This window comes from Streptomyces sp. STR69, from assembly GCF_024519455.1.
In the GTDB taxonomy this organism is placed as follows: Bacteria; Actinomycetota; Actinomycetes; order Streptomycetales; family Streptomycetaceae; genus Streptomyces.
Window position 1 is genome coordinate 152,690 of the sequence record NZ_JALJRY010000009.1, and the last position, 16,219, is coordinate 168,908.

Annotated in this window: 14 protein-coding genes; 9 read left to right on the forward strand and 5 right to left on the reverse strand. The window is 69.7% G+C overall.

The genetic code is table 11. The annotated features are described in order from the left end of the window. The 3 genes from rpmF (at nucleotide 1) to mutM (ending at nucleotide 1,970) form a co-directional block, all read left to right on the forward strand. Nucleotides 1-174 (forward strand): 50S ribosomal protein L32, encoded by a 174-nt coding sequence (rpmF, locus tag OC490_RS18800; RefSeq protein ID WP_015657589.1) that lies wholly within the window; start codon nucleotides 1-3, stop codon nucleotides 172-174. Between the two features lie 19 nt (nucleotides 175-193). Beyond that, the gene (gene rnc / locus OC490_RS18805) at nucleotides 194-1,036 is read left to right on the forward strand and encodes a ribonuclease III (RefSeq protein WP_410098708.1); all 843 of its coding nucleotides are present in this window, start codon (nucleotides 194-196) and stop codon (nucleotides 1,034-1,036) included. A gap of 79 nt (nucleotides 1,037-1,115) precedes the next feature. Then, entirely contained in the window at nucleotides 1,116-1,970 is an 855-nt protein-coding gene (gene mutM / locus OC490_RS18810; protein ID WP_262059108.1) for a bifunctional DNA-formamidopyrimidine glycosylase/DNA-(apurinic or apyrimidinic site) lyase, read from the forward strand. A 14-nt stretch (nucleotides 1,971-1,984) separates the two neighbouring features. Here the strand turns inward: mutM and OC490_RS18815 are convergent, their stop codons facing one another. Together OC490_RS18815 and OC490_RS18820 are read right to left on the reverse strand one after the other, a co-directional pair. Further along, complete coding sequence (locus OC490_RS18815; RefSeq protein ID WP_262059109.1) at nucleotides 1,985-2,386, reverse strand: winged helix-turn-helix transcriptional regulator; 402 nt, start codon at nucleotides 2,384-2,386, stop codon at nucleotides 1,985-1,987. An 81-nt stretch (nucleotides 2,387-2,467) separates the two neighbouring features. Continuing rightward, on the reverse strand, nucleotides 2,468-3,715 hold the full coding sequence (locus tag OC490_RS18820; protein WP_262059110.1) for a CAP domain-containing protein: 1,248 nt from the start codon (nucleotides 3,713-3,715) through the stop codon (nucleotides 2,468-2,470). A gap of 155 nt (nucleotides 3,716-3,870) precedes the next feature. Between OC490_RS18820 and OC490_RS18825 the strand changes: the two genes are divergently transcribed. The 4 genes from OC490_RS18825 (at nucleotide 3,871) to OC490_RS18840 (ending at nucleotide 10,231) form a co-directional block, all read left to right on the forward strand. Beyond that, nucleotides 3,871-4,152, forward strand: coding sequence for an acylphosphatase (locus OC490_RS18825; protein ID WP_262059111.1), 282 nt, complete (start codon nucleotides 3,871-3,873; stop codon nucleotides 4,150-4,152). A 391-nt stretch (nucleotides 4,153-4,543) separates the two neighbouring features. After that, nucleotides 4,544-4,744 carry a hypothetical protein gene (locus OC490_RS18830; RefSeq protein WP_019068749.1) on the forward strand — a complete coding sequence of 67 codons (201 nt, stop codon included), beginning with the start codon at nucleotides 4,544-4,546 and terminating at the stop codon, nucleotides 4,742-4,744. A 216-nt stretch (nucleotides 4,745-4,960) separates the two neighbouring features. Beyond that, nucleotides 4,961-8,566: a chromosome segregation protein SMC gene (gene smc, locus OC490_RS18835; RefSeq protein WP_262059112.1), complete on the forward strand. Its 3,606-nt coding sequence runs from the start codon at nucleotides 4,961-4,963 to the stop codon at nucleotides 8,564-8,566. Nucleotides 8,567-8,806: 240 nt separating this feature from the next. Further along, nucleotides 8,807-10,231: a sugar porter family MFS transporter gene (locus tag OC490_RS18840; RefSeq protein ID WP_262059113.1), complete on the forward strand. Its 1,425-nt coding sequence runs from the start codon at nucleotides 8,807-8,809 to the stop codon at nucleotides 10,229-10,231. A 67-nt stretch (nucleotides 10,232-10,298) separates the two neighbouring features. On the opposite strand, the gene OC490_RS18845 is transcribed toward OC490_RS18840, so the two are convergent. Together OC490_RS18845 and OC490_RS18850 are read right to left on the reverse strand one after the other, a co-directional pair. After that, on the reverse strand, nucleotides 10,299-10,658 hold the full coding sequence (locus OC490_RS18845; protein ID WP_262059114.1) for a hypothetical protein: 360 nt from the start codon (nucleotides 10,656-10,658) through the stop codon (nucleotides 10,299-10,301). A 63-nt stretch (nucleotides 10,659-10,721) separates the two neighbouring features. Beyond that, the gene (locus OC490_RS18850) at nucleotides 10,722-11,693 is read right to left on the reverse strand and encodes an LLM class flavin-dependent oxidoreductase (RefSeq protein WP_262059115.1); all 972 of its coding nucleotides are present in this window, start codon (nucleotides 11,691-11,693) and stop codon (nucleotides 10,722-10,724) included. Nucleotides 11,694-11,858: 165 nt separating this feature from the next. On the opposite strand from OC490_RS18850, the gene ftsY reads away from it, so the two are divergent. After that, nucleotides 11,859-13,046, forward strand: a complete 1,188-nt coding sequence (gene ftsY / locus OC490_RS18855) for a signal recognition particle-docking protein FtsY (protein ID WP_262059116.1) — start codon at nucleotides 11,859-11,861, stop codon at nucleotides 13,044-13,046. 148 nt (nucleotides 13,047-13,194) lie between these two features. Here the strand turns inward: ftsY and OC490_RS18860 are convergent, their stop codons facing one another. After that, nucleotides 13,195-13,860 (reverse strand): bifunctional DNA primase/polymerase, encoded by a 666-nt coding sequence (locus OC490_RS18860; protein WP_262059117.1) that lies wholly within the window; start codon nucleotides 13,858-13,860, stop codon nucleotides 13,195-13,197. A gap of 446 nt (nucleotides 13,861-14,306) precedes the next feature. Here OC490_RS18860 and OC490_RS18865 point away from each other — a divergent pair, with 446 nt between their 5' ends. Next, nucleotides 14,307-15,791, forward strand: a complete 1,485-nt coding sequence (locus OC490_RS18865) for a hypothetical protein (RefSeq protein WP_262059118.1) — start codon at nucleotides 14,307-14,309, stop codon at nucleotides 15,789-15,791. The last annotated feature ends 428 nt before the right edge of the window (nucleotides 15,792-16,219 follow it).

Here is a 16,219-nt window from a genome sequence, read left to right on the forward strand (position 1 = left end):
GTGGCTGTTCCGAAGCGGAAGATGTCGCGCAGCAACACGCGCCACCGCCGGTCGCAGTGGAAGGCTGCGGTCACCCCTCTGGTTGCGTGCGAGCGCTGCCACGAGCCCAAGCAGCAGCACATCGCGTGCCCTTCTTGCGGCACGTACAACAAGCGCCAGGTCCTCGAGGTCTGAGCGGCTGGTGAGAGGCTCCATGTCTGACGTCAAGGCGGACTCAATCGCCAAGAACCAGGCGGACACGGCCTCGTCCCCCACGCTGTTGGAAGGGCGGCTCGGGTATCACCTCGAGTCCGCCCTTCTGGTGCGTGCGCTGACCCACCGTTCGTACGCGTACGAGAACGGCGGTCTGCCGACGAACGAGCGGCTGGAGTTCCTCGGGGACTCCGTGCTCGGCCTCGTCGTCACGGACACGCTGTACACCACCCACCCCGACCTGCCCGAAGGCCAACTGGCCAAGCTGCGGGCCGCGGTGGTCAATTCTCGTGCGCTGGCGGAGGTCGGTCGCGGTCTGGAACTCGGCTCCTTCATCCGGCTCGGCCGGGGCGAAGAGGGCACGGGTGGCCGGGACAAGGCGTCCATCCTCGCCGACACCCTTGAAGCGGTGATCGGCGCGGTCTATCTCGATCAGGGCCTCGACGCGGCCTCCGAACTGGTGCACCGCCTGTTCGACCCGCTCATCGAGAAGTCCTCGAACCTCGGTGCCGGCCTGGACTGGAAGACCAGTCTCCAGGAGCTCACCGCGACCGAAGGACTCGGTGTCCCCGAGTACCTGGTCACGGAGACCGGCCCCGATCACGAGAAGACCTTCACTGCTGCCGCCCGCGTCGGAGGCGTCTCGTACGGCACCGGCACCGGCCGCAGCAAGAAGGAGGCGGAGCAGCAGGCCGCCGAGTCCGCCTGGCGGTCCATCCGGGCCGACGCGGACGAGCGGGCCAAGAAGGCGAAGGAGGCGGCCGAACAGGCCGTCGAGGTCGTCGTCGAGGCCGCTGAGCAGCCTGCCGAGGAGAGCGCCGGCCCGTCGTCGGCGTCCGCCTGACCGAACAGCGCGACCCGAGCGCCCGTCCCCGAGTGGGGCGGGCGCTCGGCTCATTCACCCGTGACCAGCAGGGGATGCCATGCCCGAGTTGCCCGAGGTCGAGGTCGTCCGGCGGGGTCTGGAGCGGTGGGTCGCCCAGCGCACCGTCAGCGACACCGAGGTACTGCATCCGCGTGCGGTACGACGCCATGTCGCCGGCGCCGACGACTTCGCGCACCGGCTCAAGGGGCATCGCATCGGCACCCCGAGCCGCCGCGGCAAGTACCTGTGGCTGCCGTTGGAGGAAACTCACCAGGCGGTGCTGGCCCACCTCGGGATGAGCGGTCAACTCCTCGTCCAGCAGCACGAGTTCCCCGACGAGAAGCACCTGCGCATCCGGGTCCGGTTCGCCGACACGCTCGGTACGGAACTCCGCTTCGTCGACCAACGCACCTTCGGCGGGCTGTCGTTGCACGACACCACCCCGGACGGGCTGCCGGACGTCATCGCGCACATCGCACGTGACCCCCTGGACCCCTTGTTCGACGACGAGTTGTTCCACCAGGCGCTGCGCCGCAAGCGCACGACCATCAAACGGGCCCTGCTCGACCAGTCGTTGATCAGCGGAGTCGGCAACATCTATGCGGACGAGGCCCTTTGGCGGGCCCGCGTCCACTACGAACGCCCGACCGCGACCTTCACCCGCCCGCGCACCGCCGAACTCCTGGGCCACGCACGGGATGTGATGACCGCGGCCCTCGACGTGGGCGGCACCAGCTTCGACAGCCTGTACGTCAACGTGAACGGCGAGTCGGGCTACTTCGACCGCTCGCTCGACGCGTACGGCCGCGAGGGTCTGCCGTGCCGCCGCTGCGGTACGCCGATGAAGCGGCAGGCGTGGATGAACCGGTCGAGCTACTTCTGCCCCAAGTGCCAGAAGCCACCGCGCGGTTAGCGCCGCACAGCGTCTCAGAGACCGTCGCGTGTCGCGTCGTAGCGTGTGCGGGCCGCCAGGACGTCGTCCATGCGGCCTTCGACGAAGTCGACGAGTCCCATCAGGCGCTCGGCGACGCCGTGGCCGAGCGGGGTCAGTTCGTAGTCCACGCGGGGCGGGTTCGTCGGCTGGGCGTCGCGCAGCACCAGGCCGTCGCGCTCCAGCTGGTGCAGGGTCTGGGAGAGCATCTTCTCGCTCACGCCGTCGACGCGCCGCCGCAGCTCGTTGAAGCGCAGCGAGCCCTCGTGCAGCGCGCACAGGGTGAGTCCGCCCCAGCGGCCCGTGACGTGCTCCAGGGTGCCTCGGGAGGGACAGGCCTTCGCGAAGACGCTGTACGGGAAGTTCTGCTCCTCCGTACGCTCCTGGGTGGTGTCCATTTCTTCAGCGTACGCGAACGCAGCGCTAACCAGAAGGGAGCACTAACCGTTGGTTAGCGCTCCCTGTCCTGGCCGGTCGGACTAGTACCCGAAGTCCTGCGTCCACCACGGACCACCGGTGCCCATGTGCACACCGACGCCCAGGGTCTTGAAGTCGCAGTTCAGGATGTTGGCCTTGTGGCCGGGGCTGTTCATCCAGGCGTCCATGACCGCGGCGGCGTCCGCCTGGCCGCGGGCGATGTTCTCGCCGCCGAGGTTGGTGATGCCGAGCTTCTCCGCCCGGTCCCAAGGGGTGGCCCCGCTGGGGTCGGTGTGGTCGAAGAAGTCCTCGTCGGCCATCTGCTGGCTGAAGTTCTCGGCCAGCGTGGTGAGCGAGCTGTTGGCGGCCACCGGGGTGCAGCCGGCGATCGCCCGCTGCTCGTTGACGAGCTTGAGCACCTCGGCCTCGGCGGCGGCCTCCGCGGAGACCGTCACCGGCGCGTCGGCGGACTGCGTGGGCGCCGGAGTGGTGGGCTTCGCCGAGGGAGCCTTGGTCGTCGGCTCCTCGGTCGGGGTGGCCGCAGGCTTCTTCGCCGGTGCCTTGGTGGCGGGAGCCGTGGCGGACTTGGACGGAGCCGCCGACGGGGAGGCCGCGCGGTTCGCGTCACGGCTCGTGGACGAGCCGGAGTCACGGGACTCCGCGCTTCCGGAGGTGCCGCCCTGCTCGGTCGCCGAGTTGGACGGCGAGCCGGCGGCCTGCACCTTGTCGCTGTTGTTGCCGCCGCCGAGCTTGTAGTTGTCCAGCCCCGGCATGGCACCCGCGGCAACCGCGACCGTGCCGATGGCGACGGCCGCGGAGACCCCGAGCAGGCCCGTCTTGACCGGCGTCGCGCTCTTGCGCTTACGGCGGCGGCCACGGCCCGGGCGTGAACCGTCACCCCGGGAGGAGGCGCCGGCCGCCTCGGGGAAGACCACGGCGTAGTCCTCCTCGCTGGCGAAGAGGTAGGCCTCGCTCTTCAGCCGGGTGTCGGCCTTCAGGCGGGACTCGGCCCGCAATCGGGCCTCGGACTTCGGAGGTGCCTCGTGGTGCGCCTGAGGCTGGTGACTCGTGTGAGCCTGGTGGTTCGGGTGGAACTCGGCGGGGCGCTCCGGGTGCAGGTAGGGAGCCATGCCGATCGTGGAGCCGTCCGCCGGGTTCCAGTCGAAGCGGTCGTTCCGGTCGGAGCGGTCGTTCCAGTCGTACGAGTCGTGCGGGTCGTAGCCGCTCGTGTATGAGCCGTGCGTCTCTGTGACCCCCGTGGCGCGGCTCGTGGCGGCGCGGCCGGCGGCGGAGCGTCGGTGGCGTCCCATGTCCTTGCCTTTCGTCCTTGCGGTCAACTCGTCCGTGCGGTGACCCAGCTCACTCGATCGAGTGAGTTTCATATGAGATTCATTGGGGCGGACGGTACCGCATGGCGGGTGGGGAGCAAGTGCCCGGAGAGACATTGGCCGGTTAGGTTGCAGCCATGAGCGAGGATGTGCGGTTGGTCGCCTGGGTGCGAGGGCGTGTGCAAGGTGTGGGTTTTCGGTGGTTTACCCGTGCCAAGGCTCTGGAGATCGGGGGCCTGAGTGGTTTTGCTCTCAATTTGGGCGACGGACGCGTGCAAGTGGTCGCGGAGGGATCGCGCGAGGGCTGCGAAGGACTCCTCGGCTGGCTCCAGGGGCACGACACGCCCGGGCGCGTGGAGGGCGTCACCGAGATCTGGGACACACCTCGCGGCGGCTACGACGGCTTCGCGATCCGCTGAGCACATTCTGCGAAAAGGTGTAAAGCGGCCCTGACGGAAGCGGAGGGACATGCCACCTGCACCTGCCCACAGCAGAAAGAGCCTGGTGGTTGCCAAGAACGACTCGCTCTGGCAGGCTCCGCACCTAAGGATGATCGCCAGTCCCGTCAGGCCCCGCAGGAGCCGTAGCGCCGCCCGGTCAGGGCCGCGCACCCCCGGGTCGCCGCCAATACGGGGCGTGATCGTGTTGACCGTCAAACATTTTGGTGAGACGCTGAAAACCCCGCGCACCTTAGCTGTTTGGCATGGAAGAACAGCAGAGAAACCCTCGAGTGTGTCAAGCATCGCGGGTGCGATTCCCTCACGACCCACACCGCTTCGGTCGGTCACTCAGTGTGGAGGACCATCCATCATGGCAAAGGCGCTTCTCGGTTACGTCGGCGGCTCCGACCCGCGACTCCTCGCCGAGATGCGACGGCTCCAGCAGCGCGTCCAGGACCTGGAATCCGAGCTCGTACGGATCCAGGAAGAGAACGACGCGCTGACGGCTGCCGCAACTCACGATTCGCTTCTCGAGCTCGACGCACGCCAGGCGGAGCCCGCGCTCACCTGATCACTGCACCGCATCATGACAAGCAGTGGTTGGGCGGCCTGCATCAACCGCTAAGTTGTCAGAGTTTGCAAGGGACGCTTCGGCGTCCCTTCTTTCTTTCCCCCGCAAGCCTCCACCCTCTTTAACGTTTGGTGTGCCCTGCACGTTCAAGGGCGAAACCGCGGGGAACCGGACGTTCATGGAGAGAGCGAGCAGCGGAAGGTAGAGTCCAGCGCCGTGCACCTCAAGGCCCTGACCCTGCGCGGGTTCAAGTCGTTCGCCTCGGCGACCACGCTCCGGTTCGAGCCGGGGATCACGTGCGTCGTCGGTCCGAACGGCTCGGGCAAGTCCAATGTCGTGGACGCGCTCAGCTGGGTCATGGGCGAACAGGGCGCCAAGTCGCTGCGCGGCGGCAAGATGGAGGACGTCATCTTCGCCGGCACCACCGGCCGCCCCCCGCTGGGCCGCGCCGAGGTGTCCCTGACCATCGACAACTCCGACGGGGCGCTGCCCATCGAGTACGCCGAGGTCACCATCACGCGGATCATGTTCCGCAACGGCGGCAGCGAGTACCAGATCAACGGCGACACATGTCGCCTCCTCGACATCCAGGAACTCCTCTCCGACTCCGGCATCGGCCGCGAGATGCACGTCATCGTCGGCCAGGGCCAGCTCGACTCCGTCCTGCACGCCGACCCCATGGGCCGCCGCGCCTTCATCGAGGAAGCGGCCGGCGTCCTCAAGCACCGCAAGCGCAAGGAGAAGGCGCTGCGGAAACTGGACGCGATGCAGGCCAACCTCGCGCGCGTGCAGGACCTCACGGACGAACTCCGGCGCCAGCTCAAGCCCTTGGGCCGCCAGGCGGCGGTCGCGCGCAGGGCCGCCGTAATCCAGGCGGACCTCCGCGACGCCCGCCTCCGCCTGCTCGCCGACGATCTCGTACGGCTCCGCCAGGCGCTGAACACCGAGATCGCCGACGAGGCCGCGCTGAAGGAACGCAAGGAAGCCGCCGAACTGGAGCTGCGCAAGGCGCTCCAGCGCGAAGGGCTCCTGGAGGACGAGGTACGGCAGCTCACCCCGCGACTCCAGCGCGCCCAGCAGACCTGGTACGAGCTGTCCCAGCTGGCCGAGCGGGTACGCGGCACGATCTCACTGGCCGACGCCCGCGTGAAGAGCGCGACCTCGGCGCCGCCCGAGGAAAGACGGGGGCGCGACCCCGAGGACATGGAGCGCGAGGCCGCCCGGATCCGCGAGCAGGAGGCCGAGTTGGAAGCGGCCCTGGAGGCGGCCGAGCACGCCCTGGAGGACACGGTCGCCCACCGCTCCGATCTGGAGCGTGAACTCACCGCCGAGGAACGGCGGTTGAAGGACCTGGCGCGCTCCATCGCCGACCGCCGCGAGGGCCTCGCCCGGCTCAACGGCCAGGTCAACGCGGCCCGTTCGCGCGCCGCCTCCGCCCAGGCGGAGATCGACCGCCTCGCCTCCGCCCGCGACGAGGCCCAGGAACGGGCAACGGCCGCACAGGAGGAGTACGAGACACTCCAGGCCGAGGTCGACGGCCTCGACGCGGGAGACGAGGAACTCTCCGAGCAGCACAGGGCGGCCCGGGCCGCACTGTCGGAGGCGGAAGCCGCCCAGTCCGCCGCCCGCGAGGCGTCCACAGCCGCAGAACGCCAACGCGCCGCCACCCAGGCCCGCCGCGACGCACTGGCACTGGGCCTACGGCGGAAGGACGGCACGGGGATACTGCTCGGCGCCCGGGACCGCCTCACGGGCCTGCTGGGCCCGGCGGCGGAACTGCTGACGGTGACCCCGGGCCATGAGGTGGCGCTCGCCGCCGCCTTCGGCGCGGCGGCGGACGCGATCGCCGTGACGACACCGTCCTCGGCGGCCGACGCGATCAGACTGCTGCGCAAACAGGACGGCGGCAGGGCAGCGCTGTTGCTGGCAGGGGGCGTTGACCATTCGACGCCGACCACTGAGGCGCCCTGTAGGGGCGCGGGGAACGGCGCGACCAGCCACGACGCACCCGCAGCCGCCCAGCAACCCTTCGCGGCAGATCTCGTCCGCGCCCCCGCAGACCTCATGCCCGCAGTCCGCCGCCTCCTTCACAACATCGTCGTCGTGGACACCCTCGAAGACGCCGAGCAACTCGTATATACGCACCCGGAGTTGACAGCGGTAACCGCCGAAGGCGACCTCCTCGGCGCCCACTTCGCCCACGGTGGCTCCGCCGGCGCCCCCAGCCTCCTCGAAGTCCAGGCCTCCGTGGACGAAGCCGCCGCCGAACTGGAAGAACTGGCCGTCCGCTGCGAGGAGTTGACCGGCGCCCAGCAGTCCGCAGCCGAGCGCCGCAAGGAATGCGCCGCGCTGGTAGAGGAGTTGGGGGAGCGGCGGCGGGTCGCAGAGCGCGAGAAGTCGGCCGTAGCGCAGCAGTTGGGACGGCTGGCCGGGCAGGCGCGTGGGGCCGCGGGTGAGGCGGAACGGTCCGCCGCTGCTGCCGCACGGGCGCAGGACGCGCTCGACAAGGCGGTGGAAGAGGCTGAAGTGCTGGCTGAACGGCTGGCTGTGGCCGAGGAGTTGCCGGTTGAGGAGGAGCCCGATACCTCCGTGCGGGATCGGCTTGCCGCTGATGGGGCCAACGCCCGGCAGACCGAGATGGAGGCGCGGCTTCAGGTCCGTACGCACGAGGAGCGGGTCAAGGGGCTTGCCGGGCGGGCCGATTCGCTGGACCGGGGAGCCCGCGCGGAGCGTGAGGCGCGGGCGCGGGCGGAGCAGCGGCTCGCGCGGCTGCGGCATGAGGCCGCTGTGGCGGAGGCCGTTGCCTTCGGGGCGCGGCAACTGCTTGCCCATGTCGAGGTGTCCCTCGGCCGTGCGGACGCGGAGCGCACCGCCGCCGATGCCGCCAAGGCACGGCGGGAACAGGAGCTGACCGCCGCCCGTAATCAGGGGCGTGACCTCAAGGGCGAGCTCGACAAGCTGACGGATTCGGTGCACCGGGGTGAGGTGCTCGGTGCCGAGAAGCGGATGCGGATCGAGCAGTTGGAGACCAAGGCGCTGGAGGAGTTGGGGGTGGAGCCTGCGGGGCTGATCGAGGAGTACGGGCCGCATCAGCTCGTGCCGCCCTCGCTCGCCGCCGAGGGCGAGGTGCTGCCGGAGGACCCGGAGGACCCGCGCAACCAGCCCCGTACGTTCCACCGTGCCGAGCAGGAGAAGCGGCTCAAGTCGGCCGAACGGGCCTACCAGCAGCTGGGAAAGGTGAACCCCCTCGCGCTGGAGGAGTTCGCGGCGCTGGAGGAGCGGCACAAGTTCCTCAGCGAGCAGTTGGAGGACCTGAAGAAGACCCGTGCCGACCTGCTTCAAGTGGTGAAGGAGGTCGACGAGCGCGTCGAGCAGGTCTTCACCGAGGCGTACCGGGACACGGCCCTCCAGTTCGAGGGTGTCTTCAGCCGGCTGTTCCCGGGTGGCGAGGGACGGCTGATCCTGACCGATCCCGACAACATGCTGACCACGGGTGTCGATGTGGAGGCCCGTCCGCCGGGCAAGAAGGTCAAGCGGCTCTCCCTGCTCTCCGGCGGGGAGCGGTCTCTCACCGCGGTGGCGCTGCTGGTGTCGATCTTCAAGGCGCGGCCCAGCCCGTTCTATGTGATGGACGAGGTCGAGGCGGCGCTCGACGACACCAACCTGCAGCGGCTGATCCGGATCATGCAGGAGCTGCAGGAGGCCTCGCAGCTGATCGTGATCACTCACCAGAAACGCACGATGGAGGTCGCCGACGCGTTGTACGGCGTCTCCATGCAGGGCGACGGGGTCTCGAAGGTCATCTCCCAGCGCCTTCGCTAGACCTCCATGGGCCTCCATGAACTTCCATCAAGTGTTCAAGTCTTGAATGCATTGCCGTCACCTGCGGCTATCTGTGGCGTCGAAGCTCACAAGAGACCCCCTGTTGACTTCGAAACTTGAAGGCATAGTCTCTTCAGCGTTGCTTTTACCTTCAGGTGGTGGGCGGCGGGAAGCTGTGCGCCACTGGAAGGGTCGCCCCCCGCACCCCGGCAGCGACGCCGGTGGCCTCAGGAGTTACACGTGACCAGCACTGCGCAGGCACCTCAGTCAGGAGCCGGGTCGTCGGCTCATCCCGAACATCTCGGGCACGTCATCTTCATCGCGGCGGCGGCCGCGATGGGCGGCTTCCTCTTCGGCTACGACAGTTCCGTGATCAACGGTGCCGTCGAGGCGATCCGCAGTCGCTACGACATCGGCTCGGCGGCCCTCGCCCAGGTCATCGCGATCGCCCTGATCGGCTGTGCGATCGGTGCCGCGACCGCCGGGCGCATCGCCGACCGTATCGGCCGTATCCGCTGTATGCAGATCTCCGCGGTGATGTTCACGATCAGCGCCGTCGGTTCGGCGCTGCCCTTCGCGCTGTGGGACCTCGCCTTCTGGCGGATCATCGGCGGCTTCGCCATCGGCATGGCCTCGGTCATCGGCCCCGCCTACATCGCCGAGGTCTCCCCGCCCGCCTACCGGGGCCGCCTCGGCTCCTTCCAGCAGGCCGCGATCGTCATCGGCATCGCGATCTCGCAGCTGGTCAACTGGGCGCTGCTGAACGCCGCCGGCGGCGACCAGCGCGGCAAGCTCATGGGCATCGAGGCCTGGCAGGTCATGCTCGGCGTCATGGTGATCCCGGCCGTTCTCTACGGCCTGCTCTCCTTCGCGATCCCCGAGTCCCCGCGCTTCCTGATCTCCGTGGGCAAGCTGGACCGCGCCCACGAGGTGCTGCGTGAGGTCGAGGGCGACGCCCTCGACCTGGACGCCCGCGTCGCCGAGATCGAGCACGCGATGAAGAGCGAGCACAAGTCGACGTTCAAGGACCTGCTCGGCGGTGGTGGCTTCTTCTTCAAGCCGATCGTCTGGGTCGGTATCGGCCTCTCGGCCTTCCAGCAGCTCGTCGGCATCAACGTCGCGTTCTACTACTCCTCGACGCTGTGGCAGTCGGTCGGCGTCGACCCCACGGAGTCGTTCTTCTACTCCTTCACGACGTCGATCGTGAACATCATCGGCACCGTGATCGCCATGATCTTCGTGGACCGCATCGGCCGCAAGCCGCTGGCTCTCATCGGTTCGGTCGGCATGGTCGTCGGTCTCGCGCTGGAGGCCTGGGCCTTCTCCTACCACCTCGTCGACGGCAAGCTGCCCTCCGCGCAGGGCTGGACCGCGCTGATCGCGGCCCACGTCTTCGTCCTCTTCTTCGCCCTGTCCTGGGGTGTCGTGGTCTGGGTCTTCCTCGGCGAGATGTTCCCGAACAAGATCCGCGCCGCCGCCCTCGGTGTCGCCGCCTCCGCGCAGTGGATCGCCAACTGGGCCATCACCGCGAGCTTCCCGTCGCTGGCCGACTGGAACCTCTCCGCGACCTATGTGATCTACACGGTCTTCGCCGCGCTCTCCATCCCGTTCGTCCTGAAGTTCGTGAAGGAGACGAAGGGCAAGAAGCTGGAGGACATGGGCTGACCGGCCCTCCCACAAGCTCGGGGAGGCGGGCTCCATCCCCCGCCGCCCGTCTCCCCGAAACCCTGTTTCACCAGATGAGGACGCCGCCGCCGATCTTCCGGGCGCGCAGGGCGGCCGACTCGATGTTGTCGAGGCGGCTCCCGACCAGGTCGGGAGTCTCTCCCACGGCCGCGGCGACGGCTTCGAGATGCGCCCGCAGCAGCGCGACCTCCCGCAGGAACTCCGGCACGTCCGCGGCCTCGACGTACAGGTCGCTGGAGGCCAGCACGGGAAGATACGTGGCACCGAGCGCGCGTACGGTCGGCGAACCCCACACGGTCTCGCGCCAGTTCTCGAAGCCGGCCGAGTCGTTGCACCCCTCCGGAACGTCGAGCACGTTCCACTGGCCGTCCGCGTCACGCAGGAACACATCCACTGCCAAGGTCATGACCGCAGTGGACCACCGGTGGACCGGCCGGTCCACCGGTTACGGGTAAGAGTCACTCCGTGCTCACTCCCCGAGCCCCGGCAGCACCCGCTCCGCGAACAGCCGCAGGCTGCGCCAGCCCTCCTCCACCGGCATCCCGCCCGCCAGCGGATGCAGTACGAGGTTGTCGAGGCCCAGCGCCACGCACTCGTCCGGCGTGAGGATGCGGTACACGCCCTCCGCGCGCAGCTCGGCCACGGTGGTGGCCCCCGACTTCACCGCCGAGCGGATCTCCCCGGACTGCCAGGAGGCGTAGGTCCGAGCCTCGTGCAGGAAGTGCGCGCCGTACTCGGTCCAGGCCCGGTCCGGGTCCTCGGCGATGTGCAGCAGCGGGGTCTCCGCGCCCGGCATCATGGTCCAGCCCTCGGTGCCGTACTCGACGAGCCGGTCCTTGTAGTAGGCCTCCAGGTCGGGCAGATGCGCGCTGGGGAAGAACGGCAGGCCGAGCCGGGCGGCCCGGCGCGCGGCGGCCTTGGACGAGCCGCCGACCAGCAGCAGGGGGTGCGGGTCGGAGAAGGGGCGCGGGGTGACCCGTACGGTACGGCCCCGGTACTCGAACTCCTCGCCGGACCACGCCTTCAGGACCGTCTCCAGCAACTCGTCCTGGAGCTTGCCGCGTTGCTTCCACTCCACGTCGAACTGGGCGTATTCCTCCGGGCGGTAGCCGATCCCGGCGACGGTCACCAGCCGGCCGCCGCTCAACAGGTCCAGTACGGCGATGTCTTCGGCCAGCCGGAGCGGGTCGTGCAGCGGGCCGATGACCGCGGAGACGGTCACCGCGATGTGCCGGGTGGCGCCGAAGACCGCGCCCGCGAAGGCGAACGGCGACGGCATCCAGTTGTTGGCGACGCCGTGGTGCTCCTCCGTCTGCACGGTGGTGATCCCGTGCTCGTCGGCGTACCTGGTCATCTCCAGGGCGGCCCGGTAGCGGGCGCTCAGCGAGGCGGGGGTGGCGCCGGGTTCGACGAGGTTGAAGCGGACGACCGAGACGGGCATGGGAGGTCCCCCTTCCGTGTGTGGTGGGGGACGTTAGCTGACGGTATGTCAGATGGCCATGGCCATGACTACAGCGGTTCGAGGCCGGGCGAAGGTGACGGCGACGACCCGGCCGCGTGCCCGCGCTGGGCCCCGGCGAGGCCCATGGCTGATACTGGGTGGGTTATGGAAACCGTCATCCTTGCTGTAGTCATCGCCGTGGTCGTGCTCGGTGCGCTCGGCGGGCTCGTCGTCGGCAGCCGGCGCAAGAAGCCGCTGCCCCCGCCGCCCACCTCCGTGCCCGACATCACCGCCCCGCCGGCCGAGCCGCACATCGGCGACGAGGCCGAGACGCCGCGCGACGAAGCGCGCCGGACCATAGAGGAGGTGGATCTTCCGGACGGTTCGGCCCCGGTCGCCGTCGAGGAACCCCCCGTACTGGAGGTCCCCGAGCCGACCGCCGGACGGCTCGTCCGGCTGCGCGCCCGGCTCTCCCGCTCGCAGAACGCGCTCGGCCAGGGGCTGCTCACGCTCCTGTCCCGCGAGCACCTCGACGAGGACACCTGGGAGGAGATCGAGGACACCCTCCTCACCGCCGACGTCGGCGTCGCGCCCACCCAGGAACTGGTCGACGCGCTGCGCGAGCGCGTGAAGGTGCTCGGCACCCGGACCCCGCAGGAGCTGCGCGCGCTGCTCCGCGAGGAACTGCTCAAGCTGGTCGGCACCGACATCGACCGCACGGTGAAGACCGAGCCCGAGGACCGCAAGCCCGGCATCGTGATGGTCGTCGGGGTCAACGGCACCGGCAAGACCACCACCACCGGCAAGCTCGCCCGCGTGCTCGTGGCCGACGGCCGGACCGTCGTGCTCGGCGCCGCCGACACGTTCCGGGCCGCCGCCGCGGATCAGCTCCAGACCTGGGGCGAGCGGGTCGGTGCGCACACCGTGCGCGGGCCCGAGGCCGGGGATCCCGCCTCCGTCGCGTTCGACGCGGTGAAGGAGGGCAAGGAGCTGGGGGTCGACGTCGTCCTCATCGACACGGCCGGGCGGCTGCACACGAAGACCGGGCTCATGGATGAGCTCGGCAAGGTCAAGCGGGTCGTGGAGAAGCATGCGCCGCTGGACGAGATCCTGCTCGTGCTCGATGCGACGACCGGGCAGAACGGGTTGGTGCAGGCGCGGGTCTTTGCCGAGGTCGTCGACATCACCGGGATCGTTCTGACGAAGCTGGACGGGACGGCCAAGGGCGGCATCGTGATCGCCGTGCAGCGTGAACTGGGTGTGCCGGTGAAGCTGATTGGCCTTGGAGAGGGCGCGGATGATCTGGCGCCGTTCGATGCGGAGGCGTTTGTTGACGCCCTTATCGGCGACTGACGTTCCGTGGGTTCGGTGGGTTTTCGACTGCCGGCCGGTGGGGGCTGGTCGCGCAGTTCCCCGCGCCCCTGAAGGGGCGCTCGACTTGCCCCCCATTGACGAAGTGCCCTTCTCCAGCTTGGAGAAGGGCACTTCGTCGTTCTACGACCTATGCGCGCGACCTGTGTGCCACGTACGCCAGCGTGCCCAGCAACAGGCGTGCCGCCGGGGGCTTTGTCGCTGAGTCCAACGCGGGGGAGCGGAGCCAGCGGACCGGGCCCAGGCCGCCCCTGTCGGAGGGCGGGGCGGTGATGTGGGTGCCGGGGCCCAGGCCGCGGAGGTCGAGGGAGGTGGGGTCGTCCCAGCCCATGCGGTAGAGCAGGGAGGGGAGTTCGGCGGCTGCGCCGGGGGCGACGAAGAAGTGGGCGCGGTGGTCGGGGGTCGCCGCGACCGGGCCGAGCGGGAGGCCCATCCGCTCCAGGCGGGCCAGTGCGCGTCGGCCCGCGGGCTCGGCCACCTCGATGACGTCGAAGGCGCGGCCCACCGGCAGCATCACCGACGCGCCCGGCAACTCGGCCCAGGCCTCGGTGACTTCGTCGAGGGTCGCGCCGGCCCGCACCTCGGGTGCGAAGGCCAGCGGATGCGCGCCCGGCGCGGTGCACTTGGTGTCGCCGCAGGAACACGCGCCGCCCGCGGCCCGCGCGCCCGCGACCACGTCCCAGCCCCACAGCCCGGTGAACTCGGCCACGGCCGTGCACTCCGAGGTGCGGCCGCGGCGGCGCGTGCCGGACCGGATGTCGCGGATACCCCGGCTGCTGCCGATCGTGAAGCCCATGCCCCCTCCAACGGGTCCGACGCACCGGTGGTTACGAGGCGGATGCGGATCGTCACTCTGCGTCCACGCCTACCCGGTGCCGCTGGGTCCAGGCGGCGCCCAGGAGCATCCAGGGGGGTGTGTTGGGCGGCACGCGCCCCTGCGTGCACCGCTGCGCCCACCTCCGGCCGTCCTATGTCAAGTGAATCGCGTGCGGGCAACCGTAGGTTCATTCGAAGGGGTGGCGAATGGTGGCGTTTCCGGGATCGCCGTGGCTGGACGGGTGATCGTAGGATTACTTTGAGTGCACAAGCCCTCGGGGCACATGCACTCGTGGGTATGCCGGAGGCAACTCGTCATCTCGTTCGAAGGGTGACAAGTGCGGGACGGGAAGCCGTATTTACCGGCATTCTGATAGGGCTTGGCGCACAGCGGCGACAAGTGGTTCCAGGGATGGGGGCGTTCCAGTGGGCGGCAACGGCGGAGGCGGGACGACCGCGGCCAGTACGGACAAGCGCCCCAATGAGCTGCTCGGCTCGTGGTTCGTGCGCAGCGGCTGGTCCAAGGGCGAGCTGGCGCGCCAAGTGAACCGCCGGGCGCGCCAGTTGGGTGCCAGCCACATCTCCACGGACACCTCCCGCGTGCGCCGCTGGCTGGACGGCGAGAACCCGCGCGAGCCGATCCCCAGGATCCTCTCGGAGCTGTTCTCCGAGCGCTTCGGCTGTGTCGTCTCGGTCGAGGACCTGGGCCTGCGCGCCGCCCGCCAGGCACCGTCCGTGTCCGGCGTCGACCTGCCCTGGACGGCCCCGCAGACGGTGGCGCTGCTCAGCGAGTTCTCGCGCAGCGACCTCATGCTGGCGCGGCGCGGCTTCCTCGGAACCTCGCTGGCCCTGTCCGCGGGGCCGTCCCTCATCGAGCCCATGCAGCGCTGGCTGGTCCCCGGCCCCTCGGCCCTCCCGCCGGAGCCCGAGCCGGCGGGTTCCTCCCGGCACATCGGGCGGCTCTCCAAGCCGGAGCTGGAGCTGCTGGAGTCCACCACGGCGATGTTCCGCAAGTGGGACGCCCAGTGCGGCGGCGGCCTGCGCCGCAAGGCGGTCGTGGGGCAGCTGCACGAGGTGACCGACCTCCTCCAGGAGCCCCAACCCGAGGCCACCACCCGCAAGTTGTTCAAGGTCGCCGGCGAACTGGCCGAGCTGGCGGGCTGGATGTCGTACGACGTGGGCCTCCAGCCCACCGCGCAGAAGTACTTCGTGCTCGCGCTGCACGCCGCGAAGGAGGCGGGCGACAAGCCGCTCGGCTCGTACGTGCTGTCCAGCATGAGCCGCCAGATGATCCACCTCGGCCGGCCCGACGACGCGCTGGAGCTCATCCACCTCGCGCAGTACGGCAGCCGGGACTGCGCGAGCCCGCGCACCCAGTCGATGCTGTATGCGATGGAGGCCCGCGCATACGCCAACATGGGGCAGCCCGGGAAGTGCAAGCGGGCCGTCCGGATGGCCGAGGACACCTTCGCCGACGTACACGAATGGGACGATCCGGACCCGGACTGGATCCGCTTCTTCTCCGAGGCCGAGCTGTACGGCGAGAACTCGCACTCCTATCGCGACCTCGCCTACGTCGCCGGCCGCAGCCCCGCCTACGCCTCGCTGGCCGAGCCCGTCATGCAGCGGGCGGTGGACCTCTTCGCCAAGGACGACGACCACAAGCGGTCGTACGCACTCAACCTCATCGGCATGGCCACCGTGCACCTCCTGCAGCGCGAACCCGAACAGAGCGCGGTGCTCGCGGCCGAGGCGATGACCGTCGCCAAGAAGGTGCGCTCCGAGCGCGTGAACACTCGTATCCGAAAGACGATCGACACGGCGGTCCGCGACTTCGGCGAACTGGCCGAAGTCATAGACCTCACCGACCGGCTCGCCATCGAGCTCCCCGAGACCGCCGAGGCGGTCTGACCACCCCAGGCCCCGGCCGCGGCCGGCCTTCCCGAACCGCCCGACTCGGCTCCCCCATGCCAGGTCATCGGAAGGCCGACCGCGGCCGGTTTCATGTACGTCCGCCGACCGGGCGGCGCGGGTACGCCAGGTGCGGGCCGGGTGGTCGGAGGACCGTCCGGCCCTTTGTGACTCGTATTCGAAAGACCGTCCGCGGAGCGGTGCGCGGTGCCGGTGGTCCGGCCGGAATCGTAGGTCTCGCCCGGAGGTTCCCGACGGGGCCGCGGGAGTGCGCCGAAGGGGCCCGGACCCCATGCCCCGGCGCCCCCGCGCCCGCCGCCGGAAGTCCGGCCGCGGCCGGTTTCCCGCCGCCGGGGAAGGTTGCGCGACGATAACGATCGCCCGGCCGGAGATCCGGCAGTTCATCGACGCGTAACACGCACGGCGCC

Bases quoted from the DNA above. Each gene is read 5' to 3' on its own strand.
- mutM (WP_262059108.1), top strand. From the start codon at position 1,116: ATGCCCGAGTTGCCCGAGGTCGAGGTCGTCCGGCGGGGTCTGGAGCGG.
- OC490_RS18820 (WP_262059110.1), bottom strand. From the start codon at position 3,715: ATGGGACGCCACCGACGCTCCGCCGCCGGCCGCGCCGCCACGAGCCGC.
- OC490_RS18850 (WP_262059115.1), bottom strand. From the start codon at position 11,693: ATGCCCGTCTCGGTCGTCCGCTTCAACCTCGTCGAACCCGGCGCCACC.
- OC490_RS18845 (WP_262059114.1), bottom strand. From the start codon at position 10,658: ATGACCTTGGCAGTGGATGTGTTCCTGCGTGACGCGGACGGCCAGTGG.
- OC490_RS18830 (WP_019068749.1), top strand. From the start codon at position 4,544: ATGGCAAAGGCGCTTCTCGGTTACGTCGGCGGCTCCGACCCGCGACTC.
- OC490_RS18815 (WP_262059109.1), bottom strand. From the start codon at position 2,386: ATGGACACCACCCAGGAGCGTACGGAGGAGCAGAACTTCCCGTACAGC.
- OC490_RS18860 (WP_262059117.1), bottom strand. From the start codon at position 13,860: ATGGGCTTCACGATCGGCAGCAGCCGGGGTATCCGCGACATCCGGTCC.
- OC490_RS18825 (WP_262059111.1), top strand. From the start codon at position 3,871: ATGAGCGAGGATGTGCGGTTGGTCGCCTGGGTGCGAGGGCGTGTGCAA.
- rnc (WP_410098708.1), top strand. From the start codon at position 194: ATGTCTGACGTCAAGGCGGACTCAATCGCCAAGAACCAGGCGGACACG.
- ftsY (WP_262059116.1), top strand. From the start codon at position 11,859: ATGGAAACCGTCATCCTTGCTGTAGTCATCGCCGTGGTCGTGCTCGGT.